Consider the following 12,663-nt stretch of genomic DNA (forward strand, 5'->3'; position numbering starts at 1 on the left):
TCTCCCCTTAGCCCAGCGTGGCCTGCTGCTACTTTAATTCGGCCCGAAGCCCAGATGTTCGCGCATGCGTGCCTTCAGCCATACACCATCGCGGGCGGGCAGGGCACGCGGCGTTTCCTCGTGCACGATGCGGATGACGATCAGGCGCGGACCTTCGCCGATCGTGCCGATCGCTTCGCGCGCCCGAGCGATGCCCGCCTCATCGGTGACTTCGAAACATTCCGTGAAGCCGCACACTCGCGCCATCTCGGCCAGGTTGATCCCTGCGCCCGCGTGACTCATCTGTCCGCCGGTTTCGCCATAATGGCCGTTGTCGAGAACAACGATCGAGAGGTTGTTCGGCCGCTGAACGCCGATCGTTGCAAGGCCGCCAATGCCCATCAGCTGCTCTCCATCGCCGGTCACGACCGTCACTGGACGCTCCGGCTGCGCCAGCGCGAGGCCGAGTCCGGTCAAAGCCGCGCCGCCCATGGCTCCCCACAGGTAGAAGTTGCCGGGATGGTCGCCCGCCGCGAAGACATCATAGGTGGGGGAACCAAGGCCAGTGACGATCAGCATATCCTTGCGATCGGCGAGCAGGTCCGCCACGGCCTGGCGGCGGTGGAGACGGTTCACTTCAGCCATTTCTTCGCTCCCAGCATGCTTTGCGACAACAGGATAGCGATCGGCTGATCGCTTTCGAACGCCATGGTCGCGGCGGACGCCATCATCGGGGCGAGGTCTTCAAGCCGGTCGATGCGGATGGTGGTGACGCCCATGATCTCAAGCGCGGCGGGCGTCGCGCGGCCCATCGACACTTGCCACGGGTTGAATTCCTGAAACTCGCCGCGCATCGTGACGATCGTCAGAAACGGAACGCGGCAGCTCGCCAGCAGCGAGAGCATGTTGATGCAATTGCCAACCCCGCTCGACTGCATGAGGAGGGCGCTCCGCTCCCCGCCCAGCCACGCGCCGGTGCAGAGGGCGATACCCTCTTCCTCGGTGGTGAGGACAATGCTCTTCATGTTCTCGGCGGCGCTGCACATGCGGATCAGCCGGGCATGGCCTGCGTCCGGAACATAGCTGACCTGCCGTACATTCGCCTGCTGCAAGGCGTCAAAGATTATAGGTGCCCAGGGGGAGTCGGCGTGTGCCCCTGTTTCCGTCTCGCTAATGGCTGACATGTGTCCCTCGAAGTGGATTTCGCAAAGCCTATTGCGGGATTTGCTAAACCAATAGGAACAATATACGCGTCCAGCTATGTCGGTTGGGCATGATAGAAAGGCGCGTGCAGGTGGACTTCCGGCGGCTTGAACATTTCCTGAAAATCGCCGAGCTCGGCTCGCTCAGCCGGGCGGCAGACAGGATGCGGATCGCTCAGCCCGCGTTGAGCAGACAGATGCGCATCCTTGAGGAAGAGGCAGGCACACCGCTGTTCTACCGGCATCGCAGAGGCATGCAGCTCACACCCGCGGGCGAGGAATTGCGGCAGCATATCGCGGGACCCGTACGCCAGGTCCGGCAGGCGTTCGACGACATACGCAACCGATCGGCGGAAGGAGGCGGCCAGATCGCCCTGGGGGTTCCTCCGACGGTCAGCTATATTCTGGCTGGACGGCTTGCCCGCCGTGTCGCGGAGCAGGCGCCCAATATCTCGCTGCGGATCGTCGAGGGCTATGCCGGGCACCTGATCGACTGGCTGCAAAGAGGCGAGATCGATGTCGCGCTGCTGTACGGCCCGGCTTCGGATTTCCAGATGAATGTGGCGGAGATATTGTATGAGGAGTTGGTCCTTGTCGGCCCCTCATCCTCCGACCTCAATCCTGCGACGCCGATTTCGATCCAGGAAGTCGTCAAGCTGCCCATCGTGCTGCCCAGCCAGTCGCACGGACTTCGGCTGATCGTGGAGGCAGCGGCGCGCAAGGCCGGTGTTCCGCTCAATGTCCGATTTGAAGCGGACTCCTTTCTGGTGCTGAAGGAGCTGGTGGAATTCGGTCTTGGCTATACTGTATTGCCACTCTCATCGATGAGCCGCGAAGTCGATGCTGGCATCTTGCGCTATGCGCCTATCGGCCATCCGCCCGTCGCCCGCCAGTTGGTGCTCGGCATGCCGCGCGAGGAGCAGCTGACCCGTTCGACGCGGATCATCGTTCGGCTGGTGCGTGAGGAGATCAAGCATCTGGTGGATAGCGGTGTCTGGAAGGCCCAGCTGCAATATTGATTAAGAGGTATCGCGCCGTTCGGACATATCGATCCGGCATAGGTGGCGATAGCTGTTCTATGACTATGAGCGCAGTGCGGGGGCTATTTCATCGCGATGCCGGAACGAGGAAATGGTGGGGAGGACAGGGTTGGATAGGCGGGAAGCCGAGCCATCGGCCCGAATGAAGCGGAAGGCAGCGGGCGTCCTTTCCCTTGGGGACTATGAAGCCCTTGCGCGCGCGCATCTGCCACGCCCGCTGTTCGGCTATGTCGCTGGAGCATGCGAAGATAATCTGACGGTTGCCGCCAATCGAGAGGCGATGCGTCGGGTCGCTTTCGTTTCGCGTGTTTTGCGGGACATGGCGGGCCGGACCCAGCAGCTTTCCCTATTCGGTGAGAATTGGAGTTCCCCTTTCGGCATAGCGCCCATGGGACTTTCGGCCCTGATCGCCATGCGGGGGGACATTGCCCTCGCGCGAGCCGCCCACGCCGAAAATGTACCGATGCTGCTCAGCGCGACATCGCTCATCCGGCTGGAGGAGGTGCGGACGGTTTCGCCCTCCTGCTGGTTCCAGGCCTATCTTCCCGCTGATCGCGACTGGATCGACGGTGTGGTGGACCGGGTCACAAAGGCAGGCTTTGGCACGCTCGTCATTTCCGTGGATGTGCCGGTTCTGGGCAATCGTGAGAATTTAATCCGCGAACGCTTCTCCACGCCGCTCAAGCCGTCGCTTCGGCTGGCGCTGGACGGGGTGCTGCATCCCCGCTGGCTGCTCGGCACCTTTGCGCCGACCTTGCTCCGCCATGGCATGCCAGCGTTCGAGAATTCGAGTGCAACGCGCGGCGCGCCAGTGATCGCACGCAATGTCGAGCGCAGCTTCGGACAGCGCGACCGGCTGACATGGGACGGGATCAGGCATATTCGTGACCGCTGGCGTGGCAATCTGGTCATCAAGGGATTGCTGCACGCCGAAGATGCCAGCTTGGCGCGCAGCGTCGGGGCGGATGCAATCATCCTGTCCAATCATGGCGGGCGGCAGCTCGACGGGGCGATTGCGACGCTCGATGCCTTGCCCGGCGCCGTCGCCGCAGCAGGCGACATGCCGGTCCTGATCGACAGCGGGTTCCGCCGCGGCAGCGACATATTGAAGGCGATCGCCTTGGGGGCTCGCATGGTTTTGATTGGCCGACCCTTCCTCTATGCTGCGGCGGTTCACGGGGAAGCGGGCGTGCGCCACGCCATCGGGCTGTTGCGTGCGGAAATCGACCGCAACATGGCCCTCTTGGGGACCAAGTCGCTGGATGAGCTTGGGCCGGATTATCTTCACCGCACGGACGGAGCAGCCATATGACAGAGACCGAGCAGCCCCGCCCATGCCCCGGCCCACCAGCCGAGCAGGGACCGCCAACCCGTTTCGTGATGCCCGAAGGCGCGATCGACACGCATTGCCATGTCATCGGCGCGCCGCCGGAATATCCGCTGGTGGCGGAACGGTCCTACACCCCGCCGCCTGCCAGCGCGGAGGCCTATCTCGCGATGCTGGATGCTGTGGGTTTCGTCAAGGGCGTCCTTATCCAGGTCAGCGTGCATGGAACGGACAATCGGCTGCTCTATGAGACACTGTCGGCGCATCGCACACGGTTGCGCGGCGTTGCAGTGATGTCCGCTGACCTGCCCGAGGCAGAATATTCGCGGGCGCATGAGGCGGGCGTGCGTGGCCTTCGCCTCAACGATTTCATCCGAGATGGCGCGGGTCTGTACGGTGGGGGCATAGGATTCAAGGAACTGGAGCGGTTCGACGCGCTGGCCTGTGAAATGGGCTGGCATCTTCAGTTTCTGCTGGACGGGCGAGACCTTGTGGACCTCGCCCCGCGCATAGCTCGTCTTCGTGCCCCATGGATCATCGATCATATGGGACACATACCCTATGAGGTCGGCGTCGATCATCCAGGGTTCCAGACGCTGGTGCAGATGGTCGCGGATGGCGGATGGGTCAAGATTTCGGACGCCTTCCGCATGTCGGAACAGCCGGGTTATCGCGATTCCATCCCCTTCGCCCAGGCGCTGGTCGCTGCAGCGCCCGATCGATGCGTCTGGGGATCCGATTGGCCCCATGTCGCGCAGTGGCGGCCGATGCCTACGGTATCGGGGCTGCTCGACCTGCTAGCCGAATGGGTGCCTGACGAAACGGTGCGCAACCGCATCCTCGTCGATAATCCGGCACGCTTCTATGGCTTCTGATGCTGTCATGACTCGTCTTGCTGGCAAGGTTGCCATCGTCACCGGAGCAGCTGCGGGCATAGGAGCGGCCATCGCCGAGCGCCTTGTTGCCGAAGGCGCGCAAGTGCTGCTCACCGACATGAATGAAGAGGCCGGGCAGGTGCTTGCCCAGCGGCTCGGTCAGCGTTTCCTGCGTGCTGACATGGCGCTCACGGCAGACCGCGAGGCGCTGTTCGATGATGTTGCGTCGAACTGGGGCCGCCTTGACATATTGGTGAACAATGCGGGGATAACGCATGCGGCCGAACTGGATGATCTGACGGAGGAGGGCTTTGATCGGGTGATGGCCGTCAATGTCAAGGCCGCGACCTTTGCGACACAGGCTGCGGCCAGGCTGATGCGGAAGGGCGGCTCGATCATCAACCTTTCGTCGGTGAACGCCCTGCTCGCGATCCCGAACCAGATTGCCTATGCCGTTTCAAAAGGCGCGATACGGCAGCTGACCAACGTGACGGCCGTTTCACTCGCGCCCCGCGGCATCCGGGTCAACGCCATCGGCCCCGGGACCATCATGACCGAAATGGGCAAGAGCGTCATGGCGGGCGAGGAGCAACGCCGTCTTATCCTCAGCCGCACGCCGCTGGGCCGCGTCGGCGACCCGGAAGAAATTGCGAGCATCGCCGCATTTCTGGCGAGCGACGACGCCTCCTACATCACCGGCCAAACGATCTACGCCGATGGCGGCCGGCTCGGTCTCAACTATACCATGCCGGGATGAAACGAGGGTGCCGGCGCATTTAAAAGTGCCCGATCTATTTCAAGCCACTCTTCCTAAGCAGACCTTCAGCTACCTGCCAGAGCAGGCGGGCCGCGTCCGGTTCAAGCGAGGAGGAAGACACGCCCCAGCCCGAAGGCATCGGCGGAGCCCAGATCGGCGCAATGGCGCAATCTTCGAGATACAGTCCCCCTTGGCCCTCCAGCTCTGGTGCGACAGCGGCCCACACCGGAGTTGCCGCGCCTTCATCCGCCGTCTTCATGCGGCCCTGCGGCAATGAGCCGTCTTCATTGACCCAACCCAGCTTGACCGCGTCTTCAAAGGTGACATGCCGGCCCAGTTTGGTTTCAACCCCACCCGGCGTGACCGCATTCATCGTCACGCCCACATCCGCATGGCGACGGCTATATTCGACGGCAAGCAGGTTGGCGCACAGCTTGGCATGGCCATAGGCCTCGAACTTGTCATAGGCACGCCTCTCATAATTGAGGTCGTGGGTATCCAAAGTCGCCAACTGATGGGACCCTGAAGAGACGATGACTACCCGGCCGATCCCGCTTCCTTCCCTCGCTGCTGCCAGAGATGGCAGAAGCAGCTCTGACAGGAGAAACGGCGCGAAATAGTTGACGGCCATTTGGCTTTCGAAGCCATCCTCAGTCATCGTGAGCGGCGGGCCCATCAGCCCGGCATTGTTGATGAGGAGATCGAGCGGCCGACTGCGCCAACGCTCGGCGAAGGCGCGGACAGAGGCCATTGAAAGGAGATCAACCTGTTCGACAGCAGGGGGTGCCACTCCTCGCGAAGCGGCGATGCGTTCTGATACGTCCCGTCCAGCGGCCATGTCGCGCACCGCCAGCGTTACCTCGGCTCCCGCACCGGCAAGCGCTGCGGCAATGGCCACGCCGACGCCGGAGGATGCTCCAGTTACGACGGCAGTGCATCCTGTCAGGTCCACGCCACGCAGCACGTCATCTGCGGTCGGCAGCGATATGGTATCGGACATTTTATCTCCCGTGATTGGTGTCACGCTTTACCGTTCGCGTTCAGTGCGGCAACCGAGCGGCTCCATTATTGCGCATTTTTCATGAATTTTGCGCATGATGCGATAAGCCGCTGCTTTGGGCATAGCTCCAGCCGGCAGAGGAGCAGACCTATTCAATCCGTCAAACTTGACGGAAAGAGATCAGCAGGTCAGGCCCTGCCCGCGACGGAACCAGATATTGGCTGGCGAATGCCATAAGGCGGCCGTTCCCATCAGCAGAACCGCCACGGCCTTCGCCATTGCGCTATGAAGCGCGCCGTCATGTAGCGTGATGCCGCCATGATGAAGCGCCAGAGCAAGCCCTGATCCAGCAACGATAGTCACGCCGATCCGGGCCAGGCTCGACCCCAGCATCAACAGGGGCAAGAGCACAAGCAACAGGCTCGCCGAAACGATGATGCCTACATCATCCCGGCAGCATATGTCGCTCATTTTGAACAAATAGCAGAGGATGGTGTAACCTGCGGCACCCGCAATACAGGCTGTTCCAATGAGCACTTCAAGAGGGGGGATGCGCATGCTGGCTCCGGTTCAAGCGCAGCACCAATTATCCCTCGGCTCAGATGTTCCAGATATTGAAGGTGAAGAAGGTCTTCATTGCTTCGGATCAATGACATTTCTTCAGACGCCGGATGCCTCGTCCAAGGCCGCGGCAAGTTCGTCGCTCCGGAACGGCTTCACTAACCGCCTCAGATCCGGCGCGATCTCATCCAGCTCGGCATAACCCGAGACGATAAGCACTTGTATTTGAGGCAGTGCCACAATCAGGTCGCGCGCAAGCTCTGTTCCGCTTTTCCCCGGCATCAAATGATCGGTGACGAGCAAATCGGGCGACAATCCTTGTTCGACCAACTTCATCGCTTGTTCGGCGGAGGCCGCTTCGACCACATCATAACCGATGTCGCCCAGCATCGCGGACGTCGTCATGCGGGCAAGATCTTCATCGTCGACGACCAGCGCAATCCCGGCCGCCGCTTTCTGACCTGCCGCTGCCGTGGGGAGCGGGGCGGCAGTGGCGTGAGCGCTGCTGATCGGCAGCCACAGCTGCACGTTGGTTCCCACTCCCAGGTGGCTCTGAATGGTGAGGGCGCCGCCGAGTTGTGATGCAAGGCCATGCGCCATGGACAGGCCAAGACCTGTGCCTTGACCGACGCCCTTGGTTGAGAAGAATGGTTCGATCGCGCGTGCCAATGTCGCTTCGTCCATGCCTACACCCGTGTCGGCAACGGAAAGCTTGAGGTAGCGTTCGCCCGTCAGCTGTTCCGGGCGGTTGCCCTGATCCTCGGAGGCAACCACGCTGATGCGGAGCATGCCGCCGTCTGGCATGGCATCGCGTGCGTTCACCGCGAGGTTAAGCAGCGCCATCTCCAACTGATTATGATCGGCATGTGCGGGAGGAAGATCGTCCGCGACCTCTACCGCTACCTTGATCTGAGGGCCCGCCGTGCTGGCGATGAGATCGGCCATGCCGTGGACGAGGCTGCCAAGGTCTACCGCGCTTGGTTGCAGCGGTTGGCGGCGGGCGAAAGCAAGCAGGCGTTGCACCAGAACCTTGGCGCGTTCAGCCGACTGTGCCGCGCCTGCAATCAGACGCTGCTCGCGTTCGCCTCCCAACCCCCTCCGTTGCAGGATGTCCAGGCTGCCGACGATCGGCGTCAGAAGATTGTTGAAGTCATGTGCGACGCCGCCGGTGAGCTGGCCCATCGCCTCCATCTTCTGGGCGTGGCGCAATTGCTCTTCCGCTTCAGCAAGACGCTCCTGCTCGCGCAGAAGATCGGTGACATCTCGCCCAATGAGGTAAGCCGCCGTCACCTCTCCAGACGCATCGCGCACCGGCTCAAAATGCATGTCATAGGCTCGCCGGTCTGCCGGGCTGTCGCCCCACCATGCGCGCTGCTGGAAAGATTCACCAGCGAGAGCTCGCGCCCACAGCTTTCGCGCTCCCTCACATTGTTCAGGCAGATGCGATAGTAATTGAAGCAATGATTGACCGATTTGGGGCCGGACGCCGAATACGCGTTCATAATCAAGCTGACCGGCCGGGTTGATGGCCAGGAAACGATAGTCCACGCCGATCATCTGGATCGGGGAGTCCGTCGCGGCGACGATTTCAGCAAACAGCCGACGCTCGGCCAGCGCTTCACCGACCCGACGCTCCAGCGTCGCGTTGAGTTGCCGCACCGCATCCTCGGCACGTGCGCGTTCGACCGCTGCCCAAGTGCGCTCCGCGACCCCTAACGCAACGGCGGCCTCCTCATCGGTCCAAATTCTTGTTTCGGCTTCGTGGAGGTATAGGATCGCCGTCAGGCGGCCTTCCTTTATGAGTGGCACGATCAACAAGGCCGTAGCGCCGATGCTGGCATATCCCTCGGCGTAAGGCGCGGCGACAGCATCGTCCGCGACCGACGGAATCCGAAGCAGCTTGCCTGCCTTTAGCTGCGCTATGACGGCGGGGCCGAAAACATCCAAGGGACGTGTTTCGCCCGCAAGAGAGGCCATGTGGCCATCGCTCCAGTCGCGCTCGACGGTGACATGGCGCTGCTCCGCGTCGATCTCACCATAGCCGGCGCGGCCGACGCGCAGATATCGTCCCAGAAGGCGCGCCGCGGTCTCCTTGATCTGCTCGGCCCGAACCAAGGGCCTCAATTCATCCCCAAGCTCAAGAAAAAAGCCTTGCCGTTCGGCCAAGGCGCGCAAATCCGCTTGAGCATGGGCCCGCTCCACGGCTGACCAAGTGCGCTCAGCCACCTCCTGGATCAAATCGACCTCTTCGGCCGTCCAGCGGCGCGGTTCTTGATGATGCAGGTAAAGCGCGGCGACGAAGCGGCGATCCTTGATCAGCGATACCGTCACCGCAGAGCGGACTTGCAGGGCAGCGAACGCGGCAGCGCTCATGGGACCCTGCGCGCGCGAGTCCGTCAACGTATCCTCAACCGCCAGGGAGACGCCATTGCGCAGCGCAGAGAAAATCTCGTCACCAAAGGCGGCGAGATCATGGGTGCCGTTGTGATGCGGCACGGAGCCATCAGTCCAGTTACCGGACGTGGTGAAATAGCGCCCTTCCGGATCCAGGCTGCCATAGCCTACCCGGCTCATCCCGAAATGCTCACCAAGCAGCGCCTGCGCCGCCATGACAATCTCTTCGGCGTCTTGCAAATTGCGGAAGGAAGCTTCCAGCCGGCTCATGAAATGCTGGCGCTCTCGCGCGATCACCGTTCGGGTCGTTTCCGTGCAGACGCAAAGGGCGGCAACGGCGGCTCCGGATTCGTCTCGTACCGGGCTATAGGAAAAGGTGAACCAGGCAGGCCCGGGCTCGGGCCGATGAAGCGTGACCGGCAGGTCTTCAAAGCGTGTCGCTTCCCCTGCAAATGCCAGGTCCACTACCGGCTCGATCACATCGCGGACTTCCGGCCAAACCTCAAAGAACGGGCGGCCCATCGCGCTGGGGTGATGCGGGCCGAGAATGGGAATGTACGCGCTGTTGTAGACCAGCCGACGCGTCTCCCCGATGAGGATAAACATCGGGAACGGCGCATCCGCGATGACGCCGGTGATCAATCTGACAGACATCGGCTGGTCCGCGACAGCAGCTATCAGCAGCTCCTGCTCCGCTATGAGCGGCAGGTCGGTGGTGCATTGGTCGCTCTGTTGCATTTGCGCCTAGCGATAGAGAAGATCGCGTCGATGCGCCAGAGAGCTAAATGGACGGCCACTTCTTCGTAGCTTTTCGGTTGGAGGTGGGAGCGGGTTAAAACCCGCCCCCTCGAAAATTATTTTCCTCCGAAGGTTCCGATATAAAGCCCTGCGGAGTGGCCGGACTTTCCGGCGGGATCCTTGATGGCAAAAGCTATGCGGCGGCCGTCCGGGGACACGGTGGATTGATGCGCCTGCGCCCCCGATCGGCTGACATTGGTAAGGGCTCGGCGAGACTTGCCGTCCATCGTGATGACGAAGATGTCGAAGCCCTTGCCGGAGTTGGCGGCGGCGATCTCCGCTGCATCGCTTTTACCCGCAAAGCGCAGGATCTGTTCGACGCCCGGTTTGATATGGGCGCTAATGCCGCGATAGGGGCCATCCGGATCGGAATGGATATTCGCTTCTTCCAGGCCATAGCGCTCGTTCGGGAAGACATGAGTTTCGTTATGTGACGGGGTGGCGTACACCTTGCTCACGGCCTTGGTCGCGATGTCGACCTTGTACATTTCGCTGTCAAGCGTGGCGACCTCGGTGGTCCAGAACATGACGCTCCGCCCGCCATCGATAAAGTCATAGGCTTCAGGGAAGCTGGCCGGGCCGGGCTGGCCGGGGCGATAGGTATAAAGGGCGTGCTGGTCCGCAAGGCGGGCGGTGCGTCCATCATTGACGAGCTTTGCCTTGGTGAGTTCCAGACCCGTGGCGGTCGGGCGTGACCAGGCGATGTCGACCGATCCGTCCGCATTGGGGCTGCGTGCGATCGCTATGTCGCCCATGGCCCCGCTGTTCAGCGAAACAGGGCGGGCCAGCTTCTTCGACATCCAGAAGAGCTGGGTGCGGCCCGCATCGGCCGCGCCGCCGCTGCCGCCTTTCATCCCCGGCGCGGCCTCGATCAGGAAGCTGCTGTCGGGCAGGTAGAAAATGCGGGTGACGAATTGCGTGTCGCCGAACTTGCAGGTCAGGCAGCGCACTTTTTTCGTACGGAGATCAATCTCATAAGCCGGACTATCGACCAGATCGTCCTTCGTGAAGGCTATCCGGCGGCCATCGGGCGACCAGTTGGGCCGGTTGCCCCAGTCCAGCAGACGCTCCTGATGGAAGGGCGCGGTCAGATAGTCGATCTTGGCATCCTTCGCCGTTGCGGCAGGCGCGGTCAGGGGGAAGGCTACGATCAGGAGCGCCGCGCTCAAGATGCGGGCGGCTCGATTGGGCTTACGGGCCGCAATGATATGGGTCACGCTTCAGGCTCCTTTGTCGATATTTTTGTGAGTGTGTACGGGAGTGCTGCCCAGGCATTGCAGCACGGTTGCGCGATCGGGGATCGAGGCTGCCGCGCCGAAGGACTGGACAGCGATGGACGCGGCGGCATTGGCTTCGGCAGCGGCCCGCTCGATCGTGTCGCCTCGGGCAAGCCCAGCGGCGAGATAGCCGCAAAAACAGTCGCCTGCGCCGGTGGTGTCGATCACCTTGGCAGGCCGTCCCGCAATACGCTGGACCTTGTTCTCACTTATGATCGCCAGACCATCAGCGCCTAGGGTCACGAGCAGGATTTGGGCATGCTCCAGTCCGAGCCGAGTCCTGCTCGACAGCAGGCCATTGTCGTCCAGCATGGGTCCAACATCTGATCCGGCAAGCAATGCCAGTTCGCCTTCATTGACGATAAGCAGATCGCAGAGCGGCAGCAACTCACGCGCTCCTGTCGACGCGGGCGCGGCGTTGAGGATGGTGAAGGCGCCGAGCGTACGGGCACGCCGGAACAGGACTGCCGTGGCGGGAGCAGGCGTCTCCATCTGAGCGAGGCAGACGTCGGCCGGGCCAAGATCAACCTCCGCCGCCAGAGCGGCATCGACATCGCTGTTCGCGCCCGCGATGTGAATGATCTGATTATCGTGCGGCGATGTGGCCACCAGCGCGCAGCCCGTGGCGGAGGAGGTGGCACGCACTCGTTCCACATCCACCCCATGACCGGCAAGCGCAGCTATCATGCTGGCTCCGTCTTCATCCTTTCCGACAGCGGCCAGCAGGATGCAATGCGCCCCCGCGCGCGCCGCGCCGACGGCCTGGTTCGCGCCTTTGCCGCCTAGTTGGCGTGTCAGGCTGCTCCCCGATACGGTTTCTCCCGCAAGCGGCAGGCGCGGCGTGCTGACCAGCAGGTCGACATTGACGCTGCCCAATATTACGACCTTGCCACCCATGCTCAGCCGCCCTGCTCCAGTAATGTGAGCTTCGCGACGCGGCGGCGGAAATGTTCTTCGTCGCTGAACTGCGCCGACAGAAAATGGCGGATGATGTCGAGGGCGATTTGCGGTCCGGTGATCCACGCGCCGATGCACAGCACATTGACATCATCATGCACCACCGCCTGCCGGGCGACATAGGTGTCGTGCGCTACCGCAGCGCGAATGCCGCGCACCTTGTTGGCCGCGATGCATGCGCCCGCGCCGGTGCCGCAGAGCAGGATGACCCGATCTGTCTGCTTGTCGAGGATGGCCTGCACCGCGCGCCGCGTAACGTCGGGAAAGTCGACAGGCTCTTCCGACTGCGCCCCGACATCGATGATCCGTCCGCTATGGCGGCCAAGCAACTCCAGCACCGGCGGGCGCAAAGGGAAACCGGCATGATCGTTGGCAAAGCCGATGACATCCCGATACGGGATAAGCTGTTCGTCACCGGACAATGTTTCTGGTTTGCGCATTGATCCCCGAGCCCCCTTGCCAGTGCCGCTTCCGCAGTCTTTTACCGGCAGAATCG

At 62.3% G+C, this 12,663-nt stretch carries 12 protein-coding genes; 4 read left to right on the forward strand and 8 right to left on the reverse strand.

Going from position 1 to position 12,663, the window contains the following annotated elements:
• Nucleotides 1–33 precede the first annotated feature (33 nt).
• Both MU848_RS00860 and MU848_RS00865 read right to left on the reverse strand, forming a co-directional pair.
• Nucleotides 34–624: a thiamine pyrophosphate-dependent enzyme gene (locus MU848_RS00860; protein ID WP_097093440.1), complete on the reverse strand. Its 591-nt coding sequence runs from the start codon at nt 622–624 to the stop codon at nt 34–36.
• Nucleotides 612–1,163 (reverse strand): thiamine pyrophosphate-binding protein, encoded by a 552-nt coding sequence (locus MU848_RS00865; RefSeq protein WP_097093441.1) that lies wholly within the window; start codon nt 1,161–1,163, stop codon nt 612–614. The genes MU848_RS00860 and MU848_RS00865 overlap by 13 nt, the downstream gene beginning before the upstream one ends.
• Before the next feature lie 89 nt (nt 1,164–1,252).
• On the opposite strand from MU848_RS00865, the gene MU848_RS00870 reads away from it, so the two are divergent.
• The 4 genes from MU848_RS00870 to MU848_RS00885 all read left to right on the forward strand — a co-directional run bounded on the left by MU848_RS00870 (nt 1,253) and on the right by MU848_RS00885 (nt 5,180).
• A complete protein-coding gene (locus MU848_RS00870; protein ID WP_247229593.1) occupies nt 1,253–2,200 on the forward strand; it encodes a LysR substrate-binding domain-containing protein in 948 nt (315 codons plus the stop codon).
• 163 nt (nt 2,201–2,363) lie between these two features.
• Nucleotides 2,364–3,533 carry an alpha-hydroxy acid oxidase gene (locus MU848_RS00875; RefSeq protein WP_247229595.1) on the forward strand — a complete coding sequence of 390 codons (1,170 nt, stop codon included), beginning with the start codon at nt 2,364–2,366 and terminating at the stop codon, nt 3,531–3,533.
• Nucleotides 3,530–4,423 (forward strand): amidohydrolase family protein, encoded by an 894-nt coding sequence (locus MU848_RS00880; protein ID WP_247229597.1) that lies wholly within the window; start codon nt 3,530–3,532, stop codon nt 4,421–4,423. Before MU848_RS00875 ends, MU848_RS00880 begins: the two co-directional genes overlap by 4 nt.
• A gap of 7 nt (nt 4,424–4,430) precedes the next feature.
• Nucleotides 4,431–5,180: an SDR family NAD(P)-dependent oxidoreductase gene (locus MU848_RS00885; RefSeq protein ID WP_247229599.1), complete on the forward strand. Its 750-nt coding sequence runs from the start codon at nt 4,431–4,433 to the stop codon at nt 5,178–5,180.
• A 34-nt stretch (nt 5,181–5,214) separates the two neighbouring features.
• Here MU848_RS00885 and MU848_RS00890 read toward each other — a convergent pair whose 3' ends face one another.
• The 6 genes from MU848_RS00890 to MU848_RS00915 form a co-directional block, all read right to left on the reverse strand.
• On the reverse strand, nt 5,215–6,180 hold the full coding sequence (locus MU848_RS00890; protein ID WP_247229601.1) for an SDR family NAD(P)-dependent oxidoreductase: 966 nt from the start codon (nt 6,178–6,180) through the stop codon (nt 5,215–5,217).
• Between the two features lie 180 nt (nt 6,181–6,360).
• The gene (locus MU848_RS00895) at nt 6,361–6,738 is read right to left on the reverse strand and encodes a hypothetical protein (protein WP_247229603.1); all 378 of its coding nucleotides are present in this window, start codon (nt 6,736–6,738) and stop codon (nt 6,361–6,363) included.
• Nucleotides 6,739–6,840: 102 nt separating this feature from the next.
• Complete coding sequence (locus MU848_RS00900) at nt 6,841–9,873, reverse strand: PAS domain-containing protein (protein ID WP_247229604.1); 3,033 nt, start codon at nt 9,871–9,873, stop codon at nt 6,841–6,843.
• A 116-nt stretch (nt 9,874–9,989) separates the two neighbouring features.
• A complete protein-coding gene (locus tag MU848_RS00905) occupies nt 9,990–11,150 on the reverse strand; it encodes a hypothetical protein (protein WP_247229606.1) in 1,161 nt (386 codons plus the stop codon).
• A gap of 3 nt (nt 11,151–11,153) precedes the next feature.
• The gene (locus MU848_RS00910; RefSeq protein WP_247229609.1) at nt 11,154–12,107 is read right to left on the reverse strand and encodes a ribokinase; all 954 of its coding nucleotides are present in this window, start codon (nt 12,105–12,107) and stop codon (nt 11,154–11,156) included.
• A 2-nt stretch (nt 12,108–12,109) separates the two neighbouring features.
• Nucleotides 12,110–12,607: an RpiB/LacA/LacB family sugar-phosphate isomerase gene (locus MU848_RS00915; protein ID WP_097093450.1), complete on the reverse strand. Its 498-nt coding sequence runs from the start codon at nt 12,605–12,607 to the stop codon at nt 12,110–12,112.
• Nucleotides 12,608–12,663 lie beyond the last annotated feature (56 nt).

The sequence above is a fragment of the Sphingobium agri genome (genome assembly GCF_023051225.1).
Taxonomy (GTDB): domain Bacteria; phylum Pseudomonadota; class Alphaproteobacteria; order Sphingomonadales; family Sphingomonadaceae; genus Sphingobium; species Sphingobium agri.

Excerpts from the sequence above, each read along its gene's own strand:
- MU848_RS00860 (WP_097093440.1), bottom strand. The coding sequence starts at position 624 with ATGGCTGAAGTGAACCGTCTCCACCGCCGCCAGGCCGTGGCGGACCTG.
- MU848_RS00865 (WP_097093441.1), bottom strand. The coding sequence starts at position 1,163 with ATGTCAGCCATTAGCGAGACGGAAACAGGGGCACACGCCGACTCCCCC.
- MU848_RS00870 (WP_247229593.1), top strand. The coding sequence starts at position 1,253 with ATGATAGAAAGGCGCGTGCAGGTGGACTTCCGGCGGCTTGAACATTTC.
- MU848_RS00875 (WP_247229595.1), top strand. The coding sequence starts at position 2,364 with ATGAAGCGGAAGGCAGCGGGCGTCCTTTCCCTTGGGGACTATGAAGCC.
- MU848_RS00880 (WP_247229597.1), top strand. The coding sequence starts at position 3,530 with ATGACAGAGACCGAGCAGCCCCGCCCATGCCCCGGCCCACCAGCCGAG.
- MU848_RS00885 (WP_247229599.1), top strand. The coding sequence starts at position 4,431 with ATGACTCGTCTTGCTGGCAAGGTTGCCATCGTCACCGGAGCAGCTGCG.
- MU848_RS00890 (WP_247229601.1), bottom strand. The coding sequence starts at position 6,180 with ATGTCCGATACCATATCGCTGCCGACCGCAGATGACGTGCTGCGTGGC.
- MU848_RS00895 (WP_247229603.1), bottom strand. The coding sequence starts at position 6,738 with ATGCGCATCCCCCCTCTTGAAGTGCTCATTGGAACAGCCTGTATTGCG.
- MU848_RS00900 (WP_247229604.1), bottom strand. The coding sequence starts at position 9,873 with ATGCAACAGAGCGACCAATGCACCACCGACCTGCCGCTCATAGCGGAG.
- MU848_RS00910 (WP_247229609.1), bottom strand. The coding sequence starts at position 12,107 with ATGGGTGGCAAGGTCGTAATATTGGGCAGCGTCAATGTCGACCTGCTG.
- MU848_RS00915 (WP_097093450.1), bottom strand. The coding sequence starts at position 12,607 with ATGCGCAAACCAGAAACATTGTCCGGTGACGAACAGCTTATCCCGTAT.